The following is a 15,827-nucleotide window of genomic DNA, read 5'->3' as shown; positions in this document are numbered from 1 at the left end:
TTCAGATCGGGAAAAGCGTGGTCTTGTTTCGCATCGGATTTCTGCAATTCGGCCTCGTCGATTTAATTGACGTCCTGGTCGTGGCGTTCATATTCTATCGTCTCTTGGTGCTCATGAAAGGCACGCGCTCGGCACAGATTGTCGCCGGGCTGGTACTGGTGGGGATCGTCTCGTTCCTCGCCTACTGGTTCCAACTGGAGGGCCTCAAGTGGCTCTTCACCAATCTGGCAACGGTCGGCTTCATCGTCCTGGTCGTTGTGTTTCAGCCCGAATTGCGCGGCGCCCTGGCGCAGATCGGGCATTCCCGCATGTTGCGTCCGTTGTTCGGCGCTCGTCAGCAGGCAACTCTCGATGAGATGGTACGGGCAGCCATCCGTCTGGCGGAACTTGGCTGGGGCGGGCTGATGGTGATTCAGGGAAGTATCGGACTGCGTAACATTGCGGCCACCGGCAAGGAGTTGAACGCGCGTCTCTCTTCGGAAACATTGGTCACCATCTTCACGCCCCATTCACCGCTGCACGATGGTGCGGTCTTAGTCGAGGAAGATGTCATCCTCGCGGCGGCCTGTACGCTTCCGTTGACATTCAATGAAGAATACGCCGACCTGTACGGCATGCGGCACAAGGCCGCCATCGGCATCACGGAAGACTCCGACGCGGTCGCTGTCGTCGTGTCCGAAGAAACGCACGGGATTTCCCTGACGCATCGCGGCCGTCTCTACCGTAACATCGAGCCGACGCATCTGAAAGAGAACATTGAGACGCTGTTAAGCCGCTGACGTCATACCCGGTTTGCCCGATGACCTTTGTCGATGAAGTCAAGCTGCGAATCAGTGCCGGTCATGGTGGCGCCGGGTGTGTCAGTTTCCGTCGCGAAAAGTTTGTACCCAAGGGAGGGCCAGACGGCGGTGACGGCGGCAAGGGCGGCGATGTAATCGCCGAAGTCGACACCAACCTCGGGACGCTCCTCGATTTGCGGTACAAGACACACATTAAAGCCCGTTCCGGTGCACACGGGTCCAGCGGCTTGAAAACCGGGGAAGGCGGCGCTGATGCCCTGATCCCGGTGCCGCCGGGGACATTGATTTACGATGTCGAACAAGAGCGGCTGCTCGGTGAATTGTTGCACGCGGGTGACCGGGTGGTGGTCGCCGCAGGCGGCTTGGGCGGACACGGTAATGCCTACTACAAGACGGCCACCAACCGAGCCCCTCGCAAGGCGCAATCGGGCCTGCCGGGTGAGTCGCGGCTCCTGCGGATTGAACTGCAATTGATCGCCGATGTCGGGCTGGTCGGCTTTCCCAATGCCGGAAAGTCAAGTCTCCTGCGGGCGATCTCAGCCGCCGCGCCGAAGGTCGCGTCGTACCCGTTTACCACGTTGACGCCGCATCTGGGTGTCGTCAACCGTCCCGAGTATCGTACCTACACGGTCGCCGATCTGCCGGGGCTGATCGACGGCGCGCACGAAGGACGCGGCCTGGGCTTTCGCTTCCTGCGGCACATCCAGAGGACGAGCGTATTGTTGCTGATTGTCGATCTGACATCCGACTCGCCCTCAGAAGACCTCAGCCACCTGTTGTCGGAGTTGTCCGCCTACGATCCGCTGCTGTTAGAGCGGCCGCGGTTGATCGCGCTCAACAAAGTCGACCTGATGGCGGACGACCCAGATCGTGATGAATTCTCTTATGCCGATGTGTTGATTTCGGCGATGACGGGCGAAGGAATCGAGAACTTGCTGGTTCTGCTGGACCACATGCTCGCATCAACGGCTCCAACGAAGACGCCGCAGATCGGCGCGCCGCTGACGGATTAGTCCCATGGGTCTTCAACGCGACGACTTGCTGCCGACCGCGGCAGACACGGAACGGATTCCCGCCGAAGCCGAATACTGGTTGGCGCTGTCGCGGTTGCCGGGAATGGGGCGCATCTCGTTTTTGAAGCTGATCGGCGTTTACCATTCAGCGCGTGCCGCATGGGACGAGATCGATTCGTCCTGGATTGCCAGCGGCGCGGTCCGATCGACCTTTGATTCCTCCGGTTCGCGCTCGACCGCGTTAGCATGGGGCAAGGATCAGATCGACAAATTGGCGAAGTCGAACTGGACAATGACTGCATTGGGCGATCCGCGCTACCCGGCTTCGATATCTTCGATTACTCACCCGCCCCCGTATCTCTTTGTGCGCGGCCAGTGCGAGACGGATCGCGCGTTGGGAGTTGTCGGTTCACGGAGTGCGACCGAATACGGGGTCCGTATCACCCGTCAACTGGTCGGCGAGATTGCCGCCGCCGGTATCGTGATCGTTTCCGGATTCGCGCAGGGAATCGACACAGTGGCACACACAACCGCGCTGGAAGCGAGCGGACAAACGATCGCGGTGTGGGGATGTGGTCCCGATGTGATCTATCCGTCGGAAAACCGCGCGCTCGCCGAGCGGATCGTCGCCCAAGGCATGCTGGTCACCGAATTCCCCTTTGGCGCCGCGCCGGAGCGTCACCACTTCCCCATTCGCAACCGGCTGATCGCGGCCCTGAGCGACGGTGTGCTCGTGACTCAGGCCCGGGCACGCTCCGGCGCGCTGCTGACGGCCGAACACGCGGTGGAACAGGGAAAGAACGTATACGCGATTCCCGGTGAGATCGGGCGCGACCAGTTTGTCGGATCGCACGAACTCCTCAAACAGGGCGCGCGCATCGTCACATCGGCCGACGACATTCTCTCTGATTTTGAACTATCGCGGGCGCCGGGCATCAACAAACGCGCGACAATGCCCATGCCGACACTGACCGACATCGAGAAGCGTGTCTACGACGGACTGGGAACATCCGCTTGCCCCATTGATCGGCTGGCGGTTTCTTTGAATCTGCCCGCGGGCGAGTGTGCCCGTGTGCTGGTCGGCCTGGAACTCAAAGGAGTCATAACCCGTTCGGCGGGCGGAGTCGTCGCCCGCGCCCTCTGAGGATGCCGTCTCGCATATGACGGCGGACGCCAACGTGACGGAGCGCCAGGTGACCGTCTCCAACCCGCTGGGAGTTCATGCCCGTCCGGCGGCCATGATCGTGCAGACCGCTACCAGGTTTCAGTCGGAGATCTGGCTCATCAAGGATGGACGCAAAGTCAACGGCAAGAGTATGCTGGGCGTGATGACGCTGGCGGCGGAGATGGGCGCGATCGTGACCATCGGGGCTGAGGGTCCTGATGAGGCCAAAGCGGTGGACGCGATCGTGCGCGTGTTTGATAAACGCTTCGACGAGCGCTGACGATGACATCCGGGCGCGTCATCGGAAACGATCCCGCCCCGGTTGAATCCGAAGCCGGGACGATGACCAGGCAAACAGGACGCGAAGTGCGCTGGCGCGGTGTCGCCGCGTCACCAGGGATCGTGCTCGGTCCGGCGTTCGTCTATCGCGTCGCGCAGGCCGAGCCGCCCATCCGTCATCTGGCATCCGCACAAGAGTCTGCAGTCGAAGTGCGCCGTTTCGACGACGCGCTGCAGTCGGCGCGCAACGACCTGCAGGCCCTCAAGAGACGCGCACCGGCGGGTATCGGCTCGGTGATGACGAAGATCTTCGATGCGCAGCTTCTCATTCTCGATGATCCGTCCATCCATGACGATGTTTGTCAGGTCATCACCGACGATCAGTTGGCCGCCGAGTCGGCCTTCGCACAAGTGGTGGGGAGGGCTCAACAGACGATCGCACGTGCCGGTGACGCCTATCTGCGCGAGATGGTCAATGACATCGAAACAATTAAGCGACGCGTCATCAACCGGCTGTTGGCGGTGACCGACGGGCCGTTGCACGGAATGAGCGAACCGGCCGTGCTGCTGGCCCACACGATCACGCCCGCTGACATTCTCGGGCTGAGTCATGCCCACATTCTCGCGCTGGTTGTGGAGACCGGCGGCCCGACCTCGCATTCGGCTCTGGTGGCCAAGTCGATGGGCATTCCCGCCGTCGTGGGCGTCGGACGCGATGTTCGCGTGGTCCGTACGGGGACGCGCATGATCGTCGACGGATACGCGGGCGTCGTGATCGTCGACCCGCGCGAGAACACCACCGAATTCTTCGAACGCAAGCGGCGTCGCTCGCACCGGCCATGGCCGAAGCGACTCGACGCGTTACGCGATCAAGAGTCGGTCACGCGCGACAATCATCGGGTCGAATTGCTGGCCAACATCGATCTCTCGGGAGAGACAGGGCTGGCGCTGGCCGCCGGCAGCGACGGGGTCGGTCTCTTCCGCACCGAGTACTTGTTCCTGCAGAAGGGCGGCTACCCATCGGAGTCGCAGCAACACAAGATTTACAGCGAAGCGGCCGTTGCGCTCGGCGGGCGCCCATTGACCGTGCGCACATTCGATCTTGGGTCCGACAAAGTCCATCCCGGTCAGCCCGCCGAGGACAATCCGGCGCTGGGCGTGCGCGGCATTCGTATTTCATTGCGCAATCCATCGTCGCTCGAGCGCCAATTCCGGGCACTGCTGGCCGCGACCGCCGAAGGGCCGTTCCGCGTGATGGTCCCGATGATTACGACGCTCGAAGAGTTTCGCGATGTCAGGACGCTGTGGTCAGCGGCGAAGGCGGCGCTGCGTGCCAAGGGCGCCCGCTACGATGCCAGGACCCCCCTGGGACTGATGATTGAAACGCCGTCGGCGGTGCTGCTGGCGGCCGAACTCGCGCGCGAGGCCGACTTTCTGTCCATCGGCACCAACGATTTGCTGCAGTACACCATGGCCGTCGATCGCGCCAACGCCTGTTTCACCGACTGGCAGCACCATTGGCATCCGGCGCTGTGGCGACAGATTGCATCGGTTGTCAGGTCGGGACATGCGGCACACATTCCGGTCGGTGTTTGCGGCGAGATGGCGGCTGACCCATTGGCCGTGCCCGCATTGGTCGGGTTGCGCGTGGACTCACTGTCGGCGCATCCCAACTCGCTGCCGCGCTCCAAATCGCTCATTCGCAGCAGTCGATACCAGGATTGCCGGAGTTTGGCCACGCGCGTACTCTCCTGCGCGACTACTGCGGAGATTCGCAAGGAGTTGGAGCATTTCGCCAAACGTCATGTCCGTTAAAGCCGACGTGCTGCTGGACAATCCGGCCGCCATGCGCAACCTCGATCCGTCGGGCATGTGCGACGCCATCGCCGGCATGCCGGATCAACTTCGGCAGGCAACTTCGCTGGTCGCCGGCGTGGACTGGAAGTCTTACAAGCCGACGACCCCGGCGGGGATCTGCCTTTGCGGCATGGGCGGCTCAGCCATCGGCGGTGATTTGGCGCGTTCATACTGGGAATCGCAGTCGCCGGTTCCATTCGTCGTCGTCCGTACCGACCACCTCCCCGCCTACATCAACCGTTTCTGGCTCGTCATCGCGTCGAGTTACTCCGGTAACACAGCCGAGACCCTGACGGCGACACACGAGGCGCGGGCGCGCGGGTGCAGCATCCTTGCGGTAACCACCGGAGGGCAGTTGGCCGCCCTGGCGTCCACGAACAAGTGGCCGCTGGTGAAGTTGCCCGGCGGGCTCCCACCTCGTGCGGCGCTTGGATATTCGTTCGGTCCGGTCATGCTGTCGCTGTCGCGCTGGGGAATCGTCGCAGACTATGATGAACATCTGCAATCGCTGGCCGGCTTTCTCCATGAGCGTCAGTATCTGTTCCAGCCCGACACACCTCTCTTAAGAAATCCTGCCAAACAGCACGCCGTGACTCTGACGAAGCGGATTGTCAACGTCTACGGCAGCAATCCGTCGACCGACGTCGTTGCATACCGTCTCAAATGCCAGTTGGCCGAAAACTCCAAGGCGATCGCATTTGCGAACGCACTGCCCGAACTCAATCACAATGAAATTGTCGGCCTTGATGCGCAGAGCCATCCCGGAATGGCAATGGCCGTAGTGACGCTTGCCTCCGATGACGACGACACCACGGCCGCCAAACGGCGCCTATGGATCGAACGACGATTGGCGGGACGCGGCCTTCCGGTCGTGCGTCTTGAGGCATCCGGACGCAACCGACTCGAACGGATGTTTTCTCTGGTGCAACAGGGAGACTGGATCAGTTACTATCTGGCCATTCAAAATGGGCAGGACCCGACGCCCGTCCCCGCCATCAACGACTTGAAGACGGAGCTCGCCTGACTCACACACGGCTTTCGATCGGCGCGGCCGCGTGGTATGATCGCGGAGTTGCCAACCAGAGGAGTGGCGCTCGCGCGCGCGACTGGATCGCATCGATCGCTCTGACCGGCACACTCATTCCTCAGATTCCATCGGGCGACGCGTTGCACGCGGGCATCATCCAGAACGGGCGTCTCAATGCGTTTATCTTCCTGCTGGTCTTCTCGGTCGCGATTCTATGGTTCATTCGCCGTGTGACGAGCGGCGAGAAACTCTACGTGCGACCGTTGCCAGGGCTCAACGCCATTGACGAGGCGGTCGGCCGCGCGACCGAGATGGGACGGGTCGTGCTGTTCATACCGGGAACCGGTGATTTAGACAACATTCAGACCATCGCCGGCCTGTCGATCCTGGGACGAGTCGCGCACCTGACCGCGCGATATCAGACACCGTTGCGCGTCCCGGTTTTGTATCCCATGCCGATGGCTGCGGCTCAGGAAACTGTGCGTCAGGCCTATCTCGACGAAGGCCAGTCCGATCGCGTACATCCCGAAACCGTGCAGTACATCGCCGGTGACTCGTTTTCCTATTCGGCGCGCATCGGCGGAATGATGGTACGGGAGAAACCGGCGGCGGCGATTTACATGGGGCAGTTTGCGGCCGAGTCGCTGCTGATGGCGGAAATGGGGCAGGTGGCGGGAGCAATCCAGATCGCCGGCACCGCCGAACCCGAACAGATGCCGTTTTTTATCGCAGCGTGCGACTACACCCTGCTCGGCGAAGAACTCTATGCCGCCGACGCGTATCTGTCGGGACGGCCATCGCTGTTGGGCAGTCTCCGCGGTCAGGACATCGTCAAGCTGCTGATCGTCATTGTGGTCATCGCCGGCGCACTCTCGGTGAGCCTCGGAATCGGCCACGATTTTTGGGAGAACATTCTCAGCGCGAAGTGAGTGTGATGCGCCCATCATACCCATGAGAATGCGGCTGCCCATATTGGTTGCGTTTGTATCCGGCGGATTGATGATCGTCGGCTTCTTCCTGCGCGGCAAACAGGTCGAGGCCGTTTACAACGAAGGATTGCTTTGGCAATCGATCATCACCGGTTTCTCGCTCGTAATGGGGGTTGTCTCGATCGTTCGCGTGCATTGGCGCAAGCTGACGGCTCGCAACGACGGGGCCTGGTACTCCGCCGTGCTGCTGTTGTGCTTTGTCGTCATGGCGGGCTTCGGCGTCCTGCAGGGAACCGGGCGCGGAACACGGTATGACGCGTTATTCAATTCCATTCAGGCGCCGATGATGTCGACGATGTTTTCCATGCTCGCCTTCTTTATCGCGTCGGCCGCGTATCGCGCATTTCGGGCACGGACCGTGCCGTCGCTCATATTGCTGGTCACCGCCGTCATCGTCATGCTCGGGCGAATTCCCATGGGGCAATTCATCTCCGATGATTTGCCGACGTGGGTCAACTGGATCATGACCGTGCCGAATGTCGCCGTGCAGCGCGGCATCCTGATCGGAGCGGCGCTCGGCGGCGCATCGATGTCGTTGCGCATCTTCCTGGGAATCGAGCGCACCTATCTTGGGCAGTAGGGTGTAGTGCCTCATGTCGAAACCACGCACGACCATCTGGGACCGCCTGCAACACATCGACCGTCGTGTGCTCTACACGCTGATCTTTGTCTCGGTGATTGTTCCGGTCTTCCTGCCGTTGTCGCTGCCGACCGCCGTCTCGCCGGAAAGTCAGGCCTTCTTCGACGCCGTCGATGCGTTGCCTGCGGGGGGCAACGTCATGTTCGCATTCGATTTCTGGCCGTCGACGACAGCCGAAACGGAGCCGCTGGCGGTCGCTACACTGCGGCATTGCTTCCAAAAGGACCTGCACGTCATCGGGCTCTCCAATGTCGGAATGGGAGGGCCGTCGATTGCCGACCGCATTTTGCACGACATCGGGGATGAGTACGGCAAGCGCTACGGAGAAGATTATATCAATCTCGGCTACAAGGCCGGGTACCAGGCCGTGCTGTTGGGTATGGCGACGGGCATCGGCAACATCTTCCCCACCGATCACAACGGCACACGGCTCGACGCGCTGCCCCTGGCACGGCGCGTGACCAGCTACGATTCGATACAATTCGTTGTGGTCATCACCGACAATATCATGGTCGACTACTGGGTCTCGTTGGTCAACGCGCAATCGGGTGTGCCGATGGCTGCCGGCGTCACTGCGGTCGTGGCGCCCAAGGCGTTGTCGTACGTCCAATCGGGGCAATACAAGGGATTGCTCGGTGGCATGAAAGGCGCAGCCGAGTACGAGCACCTGCTCAATAGTCCCGATAAGGCGTCGCGCGGAATGGACTCACAGTCGCTGATCCATCTGCTGATTATCGCGTTCGTGGCGATGGGCAATCTCGGCTACGTTGTCACGCGACGGCGCGATGCCGGGCCGCCACGGGACCGGGAATAAGCAATGAGCGAGCTCTTTTCATCTCCATTGGTCACGCTGTTGCCGACGGCGTTCTTCACGCTCGCGCTGTATTCATTTCTGTATCGCGACAACCCGCTGTTTCGCTTTGCGGAGCACGTCTTCGCAGGCCTGACGGCCGGCTATTATGTCGGGCTGGTTTTCGATTCGATCCTGGTCGATCAGTGGTGGGTCCCCTTATCGCAGGATCACAAGTGGATCCTGCTGATTCCCGGCGTGATGGGCCTGATGCTCTTTGCGCGATTCGTCCCGCGCATCGGCTGGACCATGCGCATCCCTCTGGCATTCGTCATCGGCGGAACCGCCGGCATCGAGCTGGTCCGTCAACTGCACGGTATCATTCTGCCGCAGGTCTCCAGCACCATCCTGCCGCTGACGACCTTCAATGCAGTGATCATGATCATCGGGGTCCTGTGCACGCTGATCTACTTTTTCTTTTCCAAGCCGCACACCGGCGCGCTGGGATGGATCGCATCGGCGGGGACCGGATTCATCATGGTTGCCTTCGGGGCGCACTTTGGGTACACGGTGATGGCGCGCGTCTCGCTGCTGATCGGCCGAATCCAGTTCTTGTTCATCGACTGGCTGCGGTTGTCCTCGTGATCGACAATCCGCTGGAATCCCCGGCACTCGGCGGGTATAATGGGCGGGCCTGAGCGACACCATGTCAGCCATTGCGACCCGTCCACTGATCGCGCAGTTCATCGCCGTCGGATTTGCCATCACGGCTGTGCTCGGCTGCGGTCGCAAGCAGGATGTTCAGCCCGAATCGTTTGCCGGAGACTGGCAACTGTTCGAGGACCGCCAGTTCAATATCTATGTCCCGCCGCACTCCGCGCGCGGGCATCGGGCGATGATGTCGTACGGCGCCGCCTGCAATGAGATTCTCGATCAAGTGGTCACTTACTTTGATTTGGACATCGTTCAGCCGTTTTCGATCTACTTGTTTAACACCGACCAGGAATGCCGCGACGCGACCGGCCATCCCGCGGGGTTTGTCGAAGGATTCAATATCTACACACGCATCGGGGACCAGATTGGTGGGGCGATCGCCATTTCCGCCTGCCACGCGATCGACCCGCAGGCGCCGTCATTCACCCTCATCAAAGACGGCATCCACACTCTGTTCGATCGCATGGACATCAATGTTCATCACGAGGCCCGACAACTGCTGCAGGAGTCACGTCTGCATGGCCTGGCCGAGTTGGTGGCAGCGGACTCGCTTGCCGATCGCGAGGCCCATGACATCGCGGCAGGGTCGTTTACGGCGTTCCTGTTGCAGCGATTCGGCGTCGACAGATTCAAGATGCTGTGGCGCAGTGTGCTGGACCTGCCGCAGTCTCTCGAACGCATCTACGGGCTTCCCCTGCCACAGCTTTCCGATGAATGGCTCATTCATCTCGATCGCGAAGCCAAACGGACATAGCACCCGCTATCGGGCAGCGCCCCCACCGCCGACTGCCGATTCGACATGGCGATGACACACGACAAACCGTCCCGCGGTCGTCGGTCGCCTGCGGGTCGTGAGCGGTCCGGCGGCATCCGCATTAGTGGCCGCTCCCTGACCCTGTCTCAGTTTGAATCTGTTGCTTGCGCCGATCCGCCCGTGCGCGTCAGTCTTGATCGTGGCGCCGCTGCCCGGATGGAGCAGTCGGCGAGGCTGGTCGGACGGCTGTTGCGTGACGGCCAGATTGTTTATGGAGTGACCACGGGTTTTGGCCGCCTGGCCGACGTGCGCATCGATCCCGCCCAGCGGCGTCGCCTGCAGCGCAATCTCATCGTCTCACACGCAGCCGGCGTCGGCCCTTTGTGCACCCGTGCGGAGGTGCGGGGCATGATGCTGTTGCGGCTCAATATGCTGGCGATGGGCCACTCCGGTGTCCGCGTCGCGCTCGCCAAGCGGCTGATCGAGTTTCTCAATGCCGACTTGTGTCCGGTCGTGCCGCGACGCGGCTCGGTTGGCGCCAGCGGCGATCTCGCCCCGATGGCGCACGTCGCCCTCGCGATGATCGGCGAAGGCGAAGTGGAATTGGCCGGACGACGCACCACGGCCCGACGTGCGCATGCCCGACTGGGTATCGGACCCCTGACGCTCGAGGCCAAAGAAGGTCTGGCCCTGATTAATGGCGTGCAGGCCTCAACCGCGCTGCTGGCACTCTCCGTCTCCTCCCTGTCGAAGCTGTTGGAGTCAGCCGATTACATCTGTGCCATGACATCGCTGGCGGTCGCGGGTAGCCGGAGCGCATTCGACCCGCGCCACGCCACGGTTCGCGGGCACAAGGGCCAGGCCGCATCGTCCCAGCGCATCCTTGCTGTATTGGAGAAGTCGGGGCGTCCCCGGTCCGCGGGGGGACGGGTACAGGACCCGTATTCGATACGCTGCGCACCGCAGGTGCATGGTGTCGTACACGATGCGCTCACCGCGGCTAAGGCCGCGTGCGAAGTCGAAATGAACGCTGCCACCGACAACCCGCTGGTGTTCGCCACGGACGGGGACATTCTCTCCGGCGGGAATTTCCACGGCGCCCCGATCGGCCATTTGGCCGACCACCTGTCGATTGCCGTCACGGATCTTGCGTCCATCAGCGAGCGCCGCATCGCGCTCCTAATGGATCCCCAAATCACCGGTGCCACGCGTTTTTTGGGTCCGACGCGGGGCGAGGGGCTGCACTCCGGTCTGATGATGTGGCAGGTGACAGCCGCGGCACTGGTCTCAGAGATGAAGACACTGGCCCATCCGGCATCGGTTGACAACATCCCGACGTCGCTCGGACAGGAAGACCATGTTTCCATGTCGATGTGGGCCACCGACAAGCTCGGGCAAATCCTGGAACGATTACGAATCGTCCTTGCGATCGAGGCCATCGCCGGATGGCGGGCCGCCCAACTGACCAACCGTGTGCCGCGGTCGGGGCCGCTCGCGGTGCTGACGCGCAGTGTGGATCGGCTCCATCCGCACACGCTTGATGACGCGTTTCTCGGACCTCTCATCGGCCTGGTGAGCGCCGAACTGGAATCGTGGGCGACAAAAGCCCCGTCACGGCTCTGAGTCTCATACGGGAAATCGTGCCACTTCGGGCGGCTGCAAGTATTATACTTTGACATTGCTGGTGATCGGCGGGTCACGTCTCCCGCCGCCAATCCCAAGCCAACGAGGTCGATGATGACGCGGTCGTTTGATCCACGGATCCTGTGTCTTGTTGTTGCCGCGGTCTTTATGACACGGTGCGGCAGCGACAACGGCGGCGGCACCACAGAGCGGCCGTATGAGAATGTCCATCTCGACTTGTTCACTGTAGCCCCGCTGCCCGCCGGCATGATGTACGAGCTCTGGGCGGCTCCCCCCGAGGCGGCGTTGACCGCCCACGAGGAAGACTGGGTATCGCTGGCGCGCTTCAATGTGAACATCGACGACAACCAACGACGACTTGTTGACGAATCCGGCGTTGAGATTTCCAACAATGATTTGGAGGGTCTGCCGGCCGATCTGGAGGATTTTGATTCGCTGTTCGTGACAGTCGAGCCGCATCCCGACAATGATTCCCTGCCGTCGGGAATCGTCTATCTCAGAGGTGAGATCGGGCTGCCCTCGCACGCGATCGTCAGCATGCGGTTTCCGGCAGAAGGGCTGACCGCCCCCAACGAGTTTGCCATCGCCTCCTTCATCACTCCGACCGATACAGACACAAGCAACGAGCTCTCCGGTGTCTGGTTCCTGGCCGGAGATTTTACGCCGTCGTTGTTTTCGCTGCCGCTGCCGCCGCCGGGCTGGATCTATGAGGGTTGGGCGATTCGCGGCGCCACCGCGCTTTCGACCGGACAATTTGCCGACTACACGGCTGCGGACGACGGCAACCCGTACTCATCAAACGAAGTCGCCCCGCCCGATGCCCCGGGCGAAGACTTCCTGATGAATCCGCCGCCGGGCGTCACCTTCCCGTTTACGTTCACGCAAGGCGATGAAGTCGCGGTCACAGTCGAACCCGATGCCGTCTGGGATCCTGCCGCACCCTTCCCTTACAAAATCTTTGTGAGTGAACCGGGCGAGATTCCCCAGCCCGGCCAACCGCACAACCTGGACGCTCTCGGTGACAATATCTTTGATGAGGCGTTTCCAGTCGCACAGGCTCTGATTACGCGGCCGCCTGAGTGATGGAATCGATCCCTGGAGTCGCACCGGGGCCAGCCCTCGTCGGGAACTCGTCGGAATACTGATTCCAAGCCACGGAATTTGCGGAAATAACTTCAGCCCTCGTCGGTATCCACACAGTGGGGGAGTGTGTACAAATGACAGGGACGCCAGATGAGAGCAAGTCACCGCGTCGGACCATCGATCCGATGGTATTGTGGCGATGGGGATTCGCGGTCTTGCTGCTTCTCGTTGGCGGCTGGCTCGTGATTGCGTCACCCGCGATCGGGCAAGCCAACGGACGAACCTTGGGATATGTGGTGATCGGGTATGCCCTGTTAAGGTTGTTATTGGGATGGTTGGCACACGGTCGTCGCCGGAATCGTACTAAGGTGTTCTCGGCAGCCGGAAGGGGAGAAAGCGCTTGACACTCAACGGGATTATCAAAGACCTTGGCGGACCCATGTCACGGGGATTCCGACTTAGAGGCTCCCGTCCGGTGAGACGATTACGCTCCTTTTCTGTCGCCTTGGTCCTCATTGCGACCGGCGCGCCGGCCGCCCTAGCGGCATCTCAAACTGACCTGACAGGCCCCCGTGAGGCGATCGCACAACGGGATTTTCAAGCGGCCCTGACTCAGTTGCAGAGCATTGTCTCAGGAAAGGATGCCGTCGGCGAGGCGTTCTTCCTGCTGGGTCTGGCCCAGAGCGGTTTGGGTCAGTTTCCGGAAGCCGAAATTTCCCTGAACAAGGCGCTTGACCAAAAGTACCGCGAGCCGGGGGCGTATGTTGCCTTGGCCCTGGTGTTGGCGCATCAGGGACGAATCGCCGAGGTCGAGCCGCTGATCGACAAGCAGTTGTCCAAGGCAAAGCAGCCCGAGGAAAAGGCACACCTCAAGTACGGCATTGGGATGGCCTATCTGACGGCAGGTAGCTACTCCAAAGCACAAGAATGGCTTTTGGGTGCGCGCTTTGATGACGAGTCCAATCTCGAGTACCGCGCCGCACTGGGCGACGCTTACTTTAAGGGACAAATCTATCCGCTGGCCTTGGCCGAGTACGAGGCGGTCTGGGGTGTCGACACGACGAGACTGGACATGCTCTATCGGATGGCGGATGCCTACTATCAGCAGCAACGACTGAATGAGGCCCGGCCACTCTTGCAAGAGGTGCTCCGCCGCGATTCGACCTACCAGGACGCCTATCTGCAGTTGGCCAATATCTACATGATCTCGGCAGAGAGCCGACCGGTGGACCAGGCCCGTGAGGACTACTTGCGCGCGCTCGCGCTGTACCGTCAGGTGCGCCGCGTCGACCCGACCGTTCGTCCGATTCTGATTTCCAAGAACATCGCCAAAGTCTACTACTTGCTAAATGCACACGATTCGGCCATTGTCGAATTGCAGAAAGCCATTGAGACCGGGGCCAACGATCCGGAACTGCGATTCTACCAGGGCCGCTCCAATATGTTGCTGAATAATTACACGGAGGCCATTGACGCGTTTCAGGGGTACATCACGGCGCTGGAAACCGCCGATCCGCCTCACCCTTGGTCCAGGGGGGATGCCGAGGTCTTCTGGCGGACGGCGATGTGCATGGAAGCGCTGAATGATTCAACGCTCTGGCCGCAGATCGCCCAAAACTATAAGCGCGGCATGGAACTGGATCCCGACGACGAACGCTCCATCAGCGGGCTGGCGCTGGCGCTGCACCGGATGGGACGATTCGCCGAGGCCGCCGTCGAGTTCGAAAAACTCGTGCTGCGATACCCCGACGATGCCCGGACTTTGTTTAATGCCTCGTTGCCCTACCTTGAGTCTGACAACGCGGAAAAGGCGGTTGAATACCTGATGCGCGCTGCCAAGAACGACACGACGAGCGACTCGAAGTACCGCGCGCGCGCTTACAAACTGGCCGGACCGCGCCTCATCAAGATGCAGCGTCTGGCCGATGCGCAGTTGTGCTATAAGTGGCTGGTCGAACGAGAGCCCGATGTGTGCGACAATCACAAATGGTACGGGTTTTCGCTGTTTGCGGCCAAGAACTATGCGGCGGCCGCCGTACCGCTGCGTCGCGCATACAACTGTTTCGCCACGCTGATGGCTGACAACGATTGCGGCTACAACGACCTGCGGTGGTGGTTGTCGTTCGCCCTCTACGAGGCCGGGGACAAAGATGAATCGTATAAGCTGGCAAAAAAAGTCGTCACCTGCGAGGCGTCGCACAGCGATGCGCAAAACCTGATGAACCGAATCGACGAGGAAATCGTCGAAGAGAATTAGCATCCTCCGGGATCGGTCCGCGCCATTCATGAGCGAGAAGACCTCACCCACAGATATGCCGGCCGCCGCTTCACCAGTCGCTGCCGCAGACGAACGATACCGATACATCGGATTCGGCGTCTATCCCAGGCGTGCCGAGAAATTCTGGACGTCCGATCAGGAACGCGATCAGTTCCTGAAAAACGCCAAAATCGGCGTCGGCGCATCCGCCTTCGAACGTGACAACTCGCTGCTGCAACAGGAGGTGATGACCGGTGTCGATCGCGGCGTTCTCACGATCACGGCGGTGCTCATGCTGGCGACGCTGCTCTTCCCGTGGGTCGGCTTTCGTACGGGCACTGGAACAGACGTATCGATGACCTGGGGCGCGGCGCTCGGCACGCTGATGGGCGGTCTGGGAACTGCATTTGCGGGCGGTCTCGCCACCGGTCTGTCGGCCGTTATCGGCTTGGTCATGCTCATTGGTGCCCCGATCGTCGGTCTGTGGCTCCTCGCGCTGCTGTGGACGAAAGCCTCCTCACCGGAGGCCCTTCAACTCCGGTTGCGTTTGCCGTTAAAGCTCGGTTACGTTTTCTTGTTCGCCGGTCTCTCCCTGGCCATCTTAGCGGCCGTCGGCGGACACATCCCTGGTTATGAGCGGTGGGGATTGATCGATCCGGGAGAGCAGTACGGTCTGGGATCTTTTCTGGGAATCGCTTCGTGGGGATTCTATTTGACCATGGCCCTCGGGATGGTTCTGGGCGTTAAGTCCGGCGACTTGTAGCACGGGCATCAGGCGCGGGTCTTCACCCAACGGGCTGAGAGCGTAATCATAA

Annotated in this window: 15 protein-coding genes; all 15 read left to right on the top strand. The window is 61.1% G+C overall.

The window, feature by feature from the left end:
* The first annotated feature begins 23 nt into the window (after window positions 1-23).
* The gene (gene cdaA / locus VGB22_08225) at window positions 24-779 is read left to right on the top strand and encodes a diadenylate cyclase CdaA (GenBank protein HEX9751253.1); all 756 of its coding nucleotides are present in this window, start codon (window positions 24-26) and stop codon (window positions 777-779) included.
* 20 nt (window positions 780-799) lie between these two features.
* The gene (gene obgE, locus VGB22_08220; protein HEX9751252.1) at window positions 800-1,813 is read left to right on the top strand and encodes a GTPase ObgE; all 1,014 of its coding nucleotides are present in this window, start codon (window positions 800-802) and stop codon (window positions 1,811-1,813) included.
* A 4-nt stretch (window positions 1,814-1,817) separates the two neighbouring features.
* The gene (gene dprA, locus VGB22_08215) at window positions 1,818-2,957 is read left to right on the top strand and encodes a DNA-processing protein DprA (GenBank protein ID HEX9751251.1); all 1,140 of its coding nucleotides are present in this window, start codon (window positions 1,818-1,820) and stop codon (window positions 2,955-2,957) included.
* A 16-nt stretch (window positions 2,958-2,973) separates the two neighbouring features.
* On the top strand, window positions 2,974-3,258 hold the full coding sequence (locus tag VGB22_08210) for an HPr family phosphocarrier protein (GenBank protein HEX9751250.1): 285 nt from the start codon (window positions 2,974-2,976) through the stop codon (window positions 3,256-3,258).
* Window positions 3,259-3,260: 2 nt separating this feature from the next.
* A complete protein-coding gene (gene ptsP, locus VGB22_08205) occupies window positions 3,261-5,072 on the top strand; it encodes a phosphoenolpyruvate--protein phosphotransferase (GenBank protein ID HEX9751249.1) in 1,812 nt (603 codons plus the stop codon).
* Window positions 5,062-6,138 carry a bifunctional phosphoglucose/phosphomannose isomerase gene (locus tag VGB22_08200; GenBank protein ID HEX9751248.1) on the top strand — a complete coding sequence of 359 codons (1,077 nt, stop codon included), beginning with the start codon at window positions 5,062-5,064 and terminating at the stop codon, window positions 6,136-6,138. Before ptsP ends, VGB22_08200 begins: the two co-directional genes overlap by 11 nt.
* Before the next feature lie 143 nt (window positions 6,139-6,281).
* Window positions 6,282-7,070, top strand: coding sequence for a DUF6754 domain-containing protein (locus VGB22_08195; protein ID HEX9751247.1), 789 nt, complete (start codon window positions 6,282-6,284; stop codon window positions 7,068-7,070).
* Between the two features lie 22 nt (window positions 7,071-7,092).
* Entirely contained in the window at window positions 7,093-7,710 is a 618-nt protein-coding gene (locus tag VGB22_08190; GenBank protein HEX9751246.1) for a hypothetical protein, read from the top strand.
* A gap of 13 nt (window positions 7,711-7,723) precedes the next feature.
* Window positions 7,724-8,584, top strand: coding sequence for a hypothetical protein (locus VGB22_08185; protein ID HEX9751245.1), 861 nt, complete (start codon window positions 7,724-7,726; stop codon window positions 8,582-8,584).
* Between the two features lie 3 nt (window positions 8,585-8,587).
* Window positions 8,588-9,205, top strand: coding sequence for a hypothetical protein (locus tag VGB22_08180; GenBank protein HEX9751244.1), 618 nt, complete (start codon window positions 8,588-8,590; stop codon window positions 9,203-9,205).
* A gap of 61 nt (window positions 9,206-9,266) precedes the next feature.
* The gene (locus VGB22_08175) at window positions 9,267-10,028 is read left to right on the top strand and encodes a hypothetical protein (protein HEX9751243.1); all 762 of its coding nucleotides are present in this window, start codon (window positions 9,267-9,269) and stop codon (window positions 10,026-10,028) included.
* Between the two features lie 45 nt (window positions 10,029-10,073).
* Complete coding sequence (gene hutH / locus VGB22_08170; protein HEX9751242.1) at window positions 10,074-11,651, top strand: histidine ammonia-lyase; 1,578 nt, start codon at window positions 10,074-10,076, stop codon at window positions 11,649-11,651.
* Window positions 11,652-11,762: 111 nt separating this feature from the next.
* Window positions 11,763-12,755, top strand: a complete 993-nt coding sequence (locus tag VGB22_08165) for a hypothetical protein (GenBank protein HEX9751241.1) — start codon at window positions 11,763-11,765, stop codon at window positions 12,753-12,755.
* Between the two features lie 475 nt (window positions 12,756-13,230).
* Window positions 13,231-15,012, top strand: coding sequence for a tetratricopeptide repeat protein (locus tag VGB22_08160; GenBank protein ID HEX9751240.1), 1,782 nt, complete (start codon window positions 13,231-13,233; stop codon window positions 15,010-15,012).
* A gap of 28 nt (window positions 15,013-15,040) precedes the next feature.
* Window positions 15,041-15,775, top strand: a complete 735-nt coding sequence (locus tag VGB22_08155) for a hypothetical protein (protein HEX9751239.1) — start codon at window positions 15,041-15,043, stop codon at window positions 15,773-15,775.
* Window positions 15,776-15,827: the final 52 nt, after the last annotated feature.

This window comes from Candidatus Zixiibacteriota bacterium (assembly GCA_036397555.1).
Lineage (GTDB): Bacteria > Zixibacteria > MSB-5A5 > WJJR01 > WJJR01 > DATKYL01.
The sequence above is the reverse complement of the archived record's forward strand: the minus strand, read 5'-3'. Positions and strand labels throughout refer to the sequence as shown.

Coding starts and splice junctions, on each gene's coding strand:
- obgE (HEX9751252.1), top strand. CDS start 800: ATGACCTTTGTCGATGAAGTCAAGCTGCGAATCAGTGCCGGTCATGGT.
- dprA (HEX9751251.1), top strand. CDS start 1,818: ATGGGTCTTCAACGCGACGACTTGCTGCCGACCGCGGCAGACACGGAA.
- VGB22_08210 (HEX9751250.1), top strand. CDS start 2,974: ATGACGGCGGACGCCAACGTGACGGAGCGCCAGGTGACCGTCTCCAAC.
- ptsP (HEX9751249.1), top strand. CDS start 3,261: ATGACATCCGGGCGCGTCATCGGAAACGATCCCGCCCCGGTTGAATCC.
- VGB22_08200 (HEX9751248.1), top strand. CDS start 5,062: ATGTCCGTTAAAGCCGACGTGCTGCTGGACAATCCGGCCGCCATGCGC.
- VGB22_08190 (HEX9751246.1), top strand. CDS start 7,093: ATGAGAATGCGGCTGCCCATATTGGTTGCGTTTGTATCCGGCGGATTG.
- VGB22_08185 (HEX9751245.1), top strand. CDS start 7,724: ATGTCGAAACCACGCACGACCATCTGGGACCGCCTGCAACACATCGAC.
- VGB22_08180 (HEX9751244.1), top strand. CDS start 8,588: ATGAGCGAGCTCTTTTCATCTCCATTGGTCACGCTGTTGCCGACGGCG.
- VGB22_08175 (HEX9751243.1), top strand. CDS start 9,267: ATGTCAGCCATTGCGACCCGTCCACTGATCGCGCAGTTCATCGCCGTC.
- hutH (HEX9751242.1), top strand. CDS start 10,074: ATGGCGATGACACACGACAAACCGTCCCGCGGTCGTCGGTCGCCTGCG.
- VGB22_08165 (HEX9751241.1), top strand. CDS start 11,763: ATGATGACGCGGTCGTTTGATCCACGGATCCTGTGTCTTGTTGTTGCC.
- VGB22_08155 (HEX9751239.1), top strand. CDS start 15,041: ATGAGCGAGAAGACCTCACCCACAGATATGCCGGCCGCCGCTTCACCA.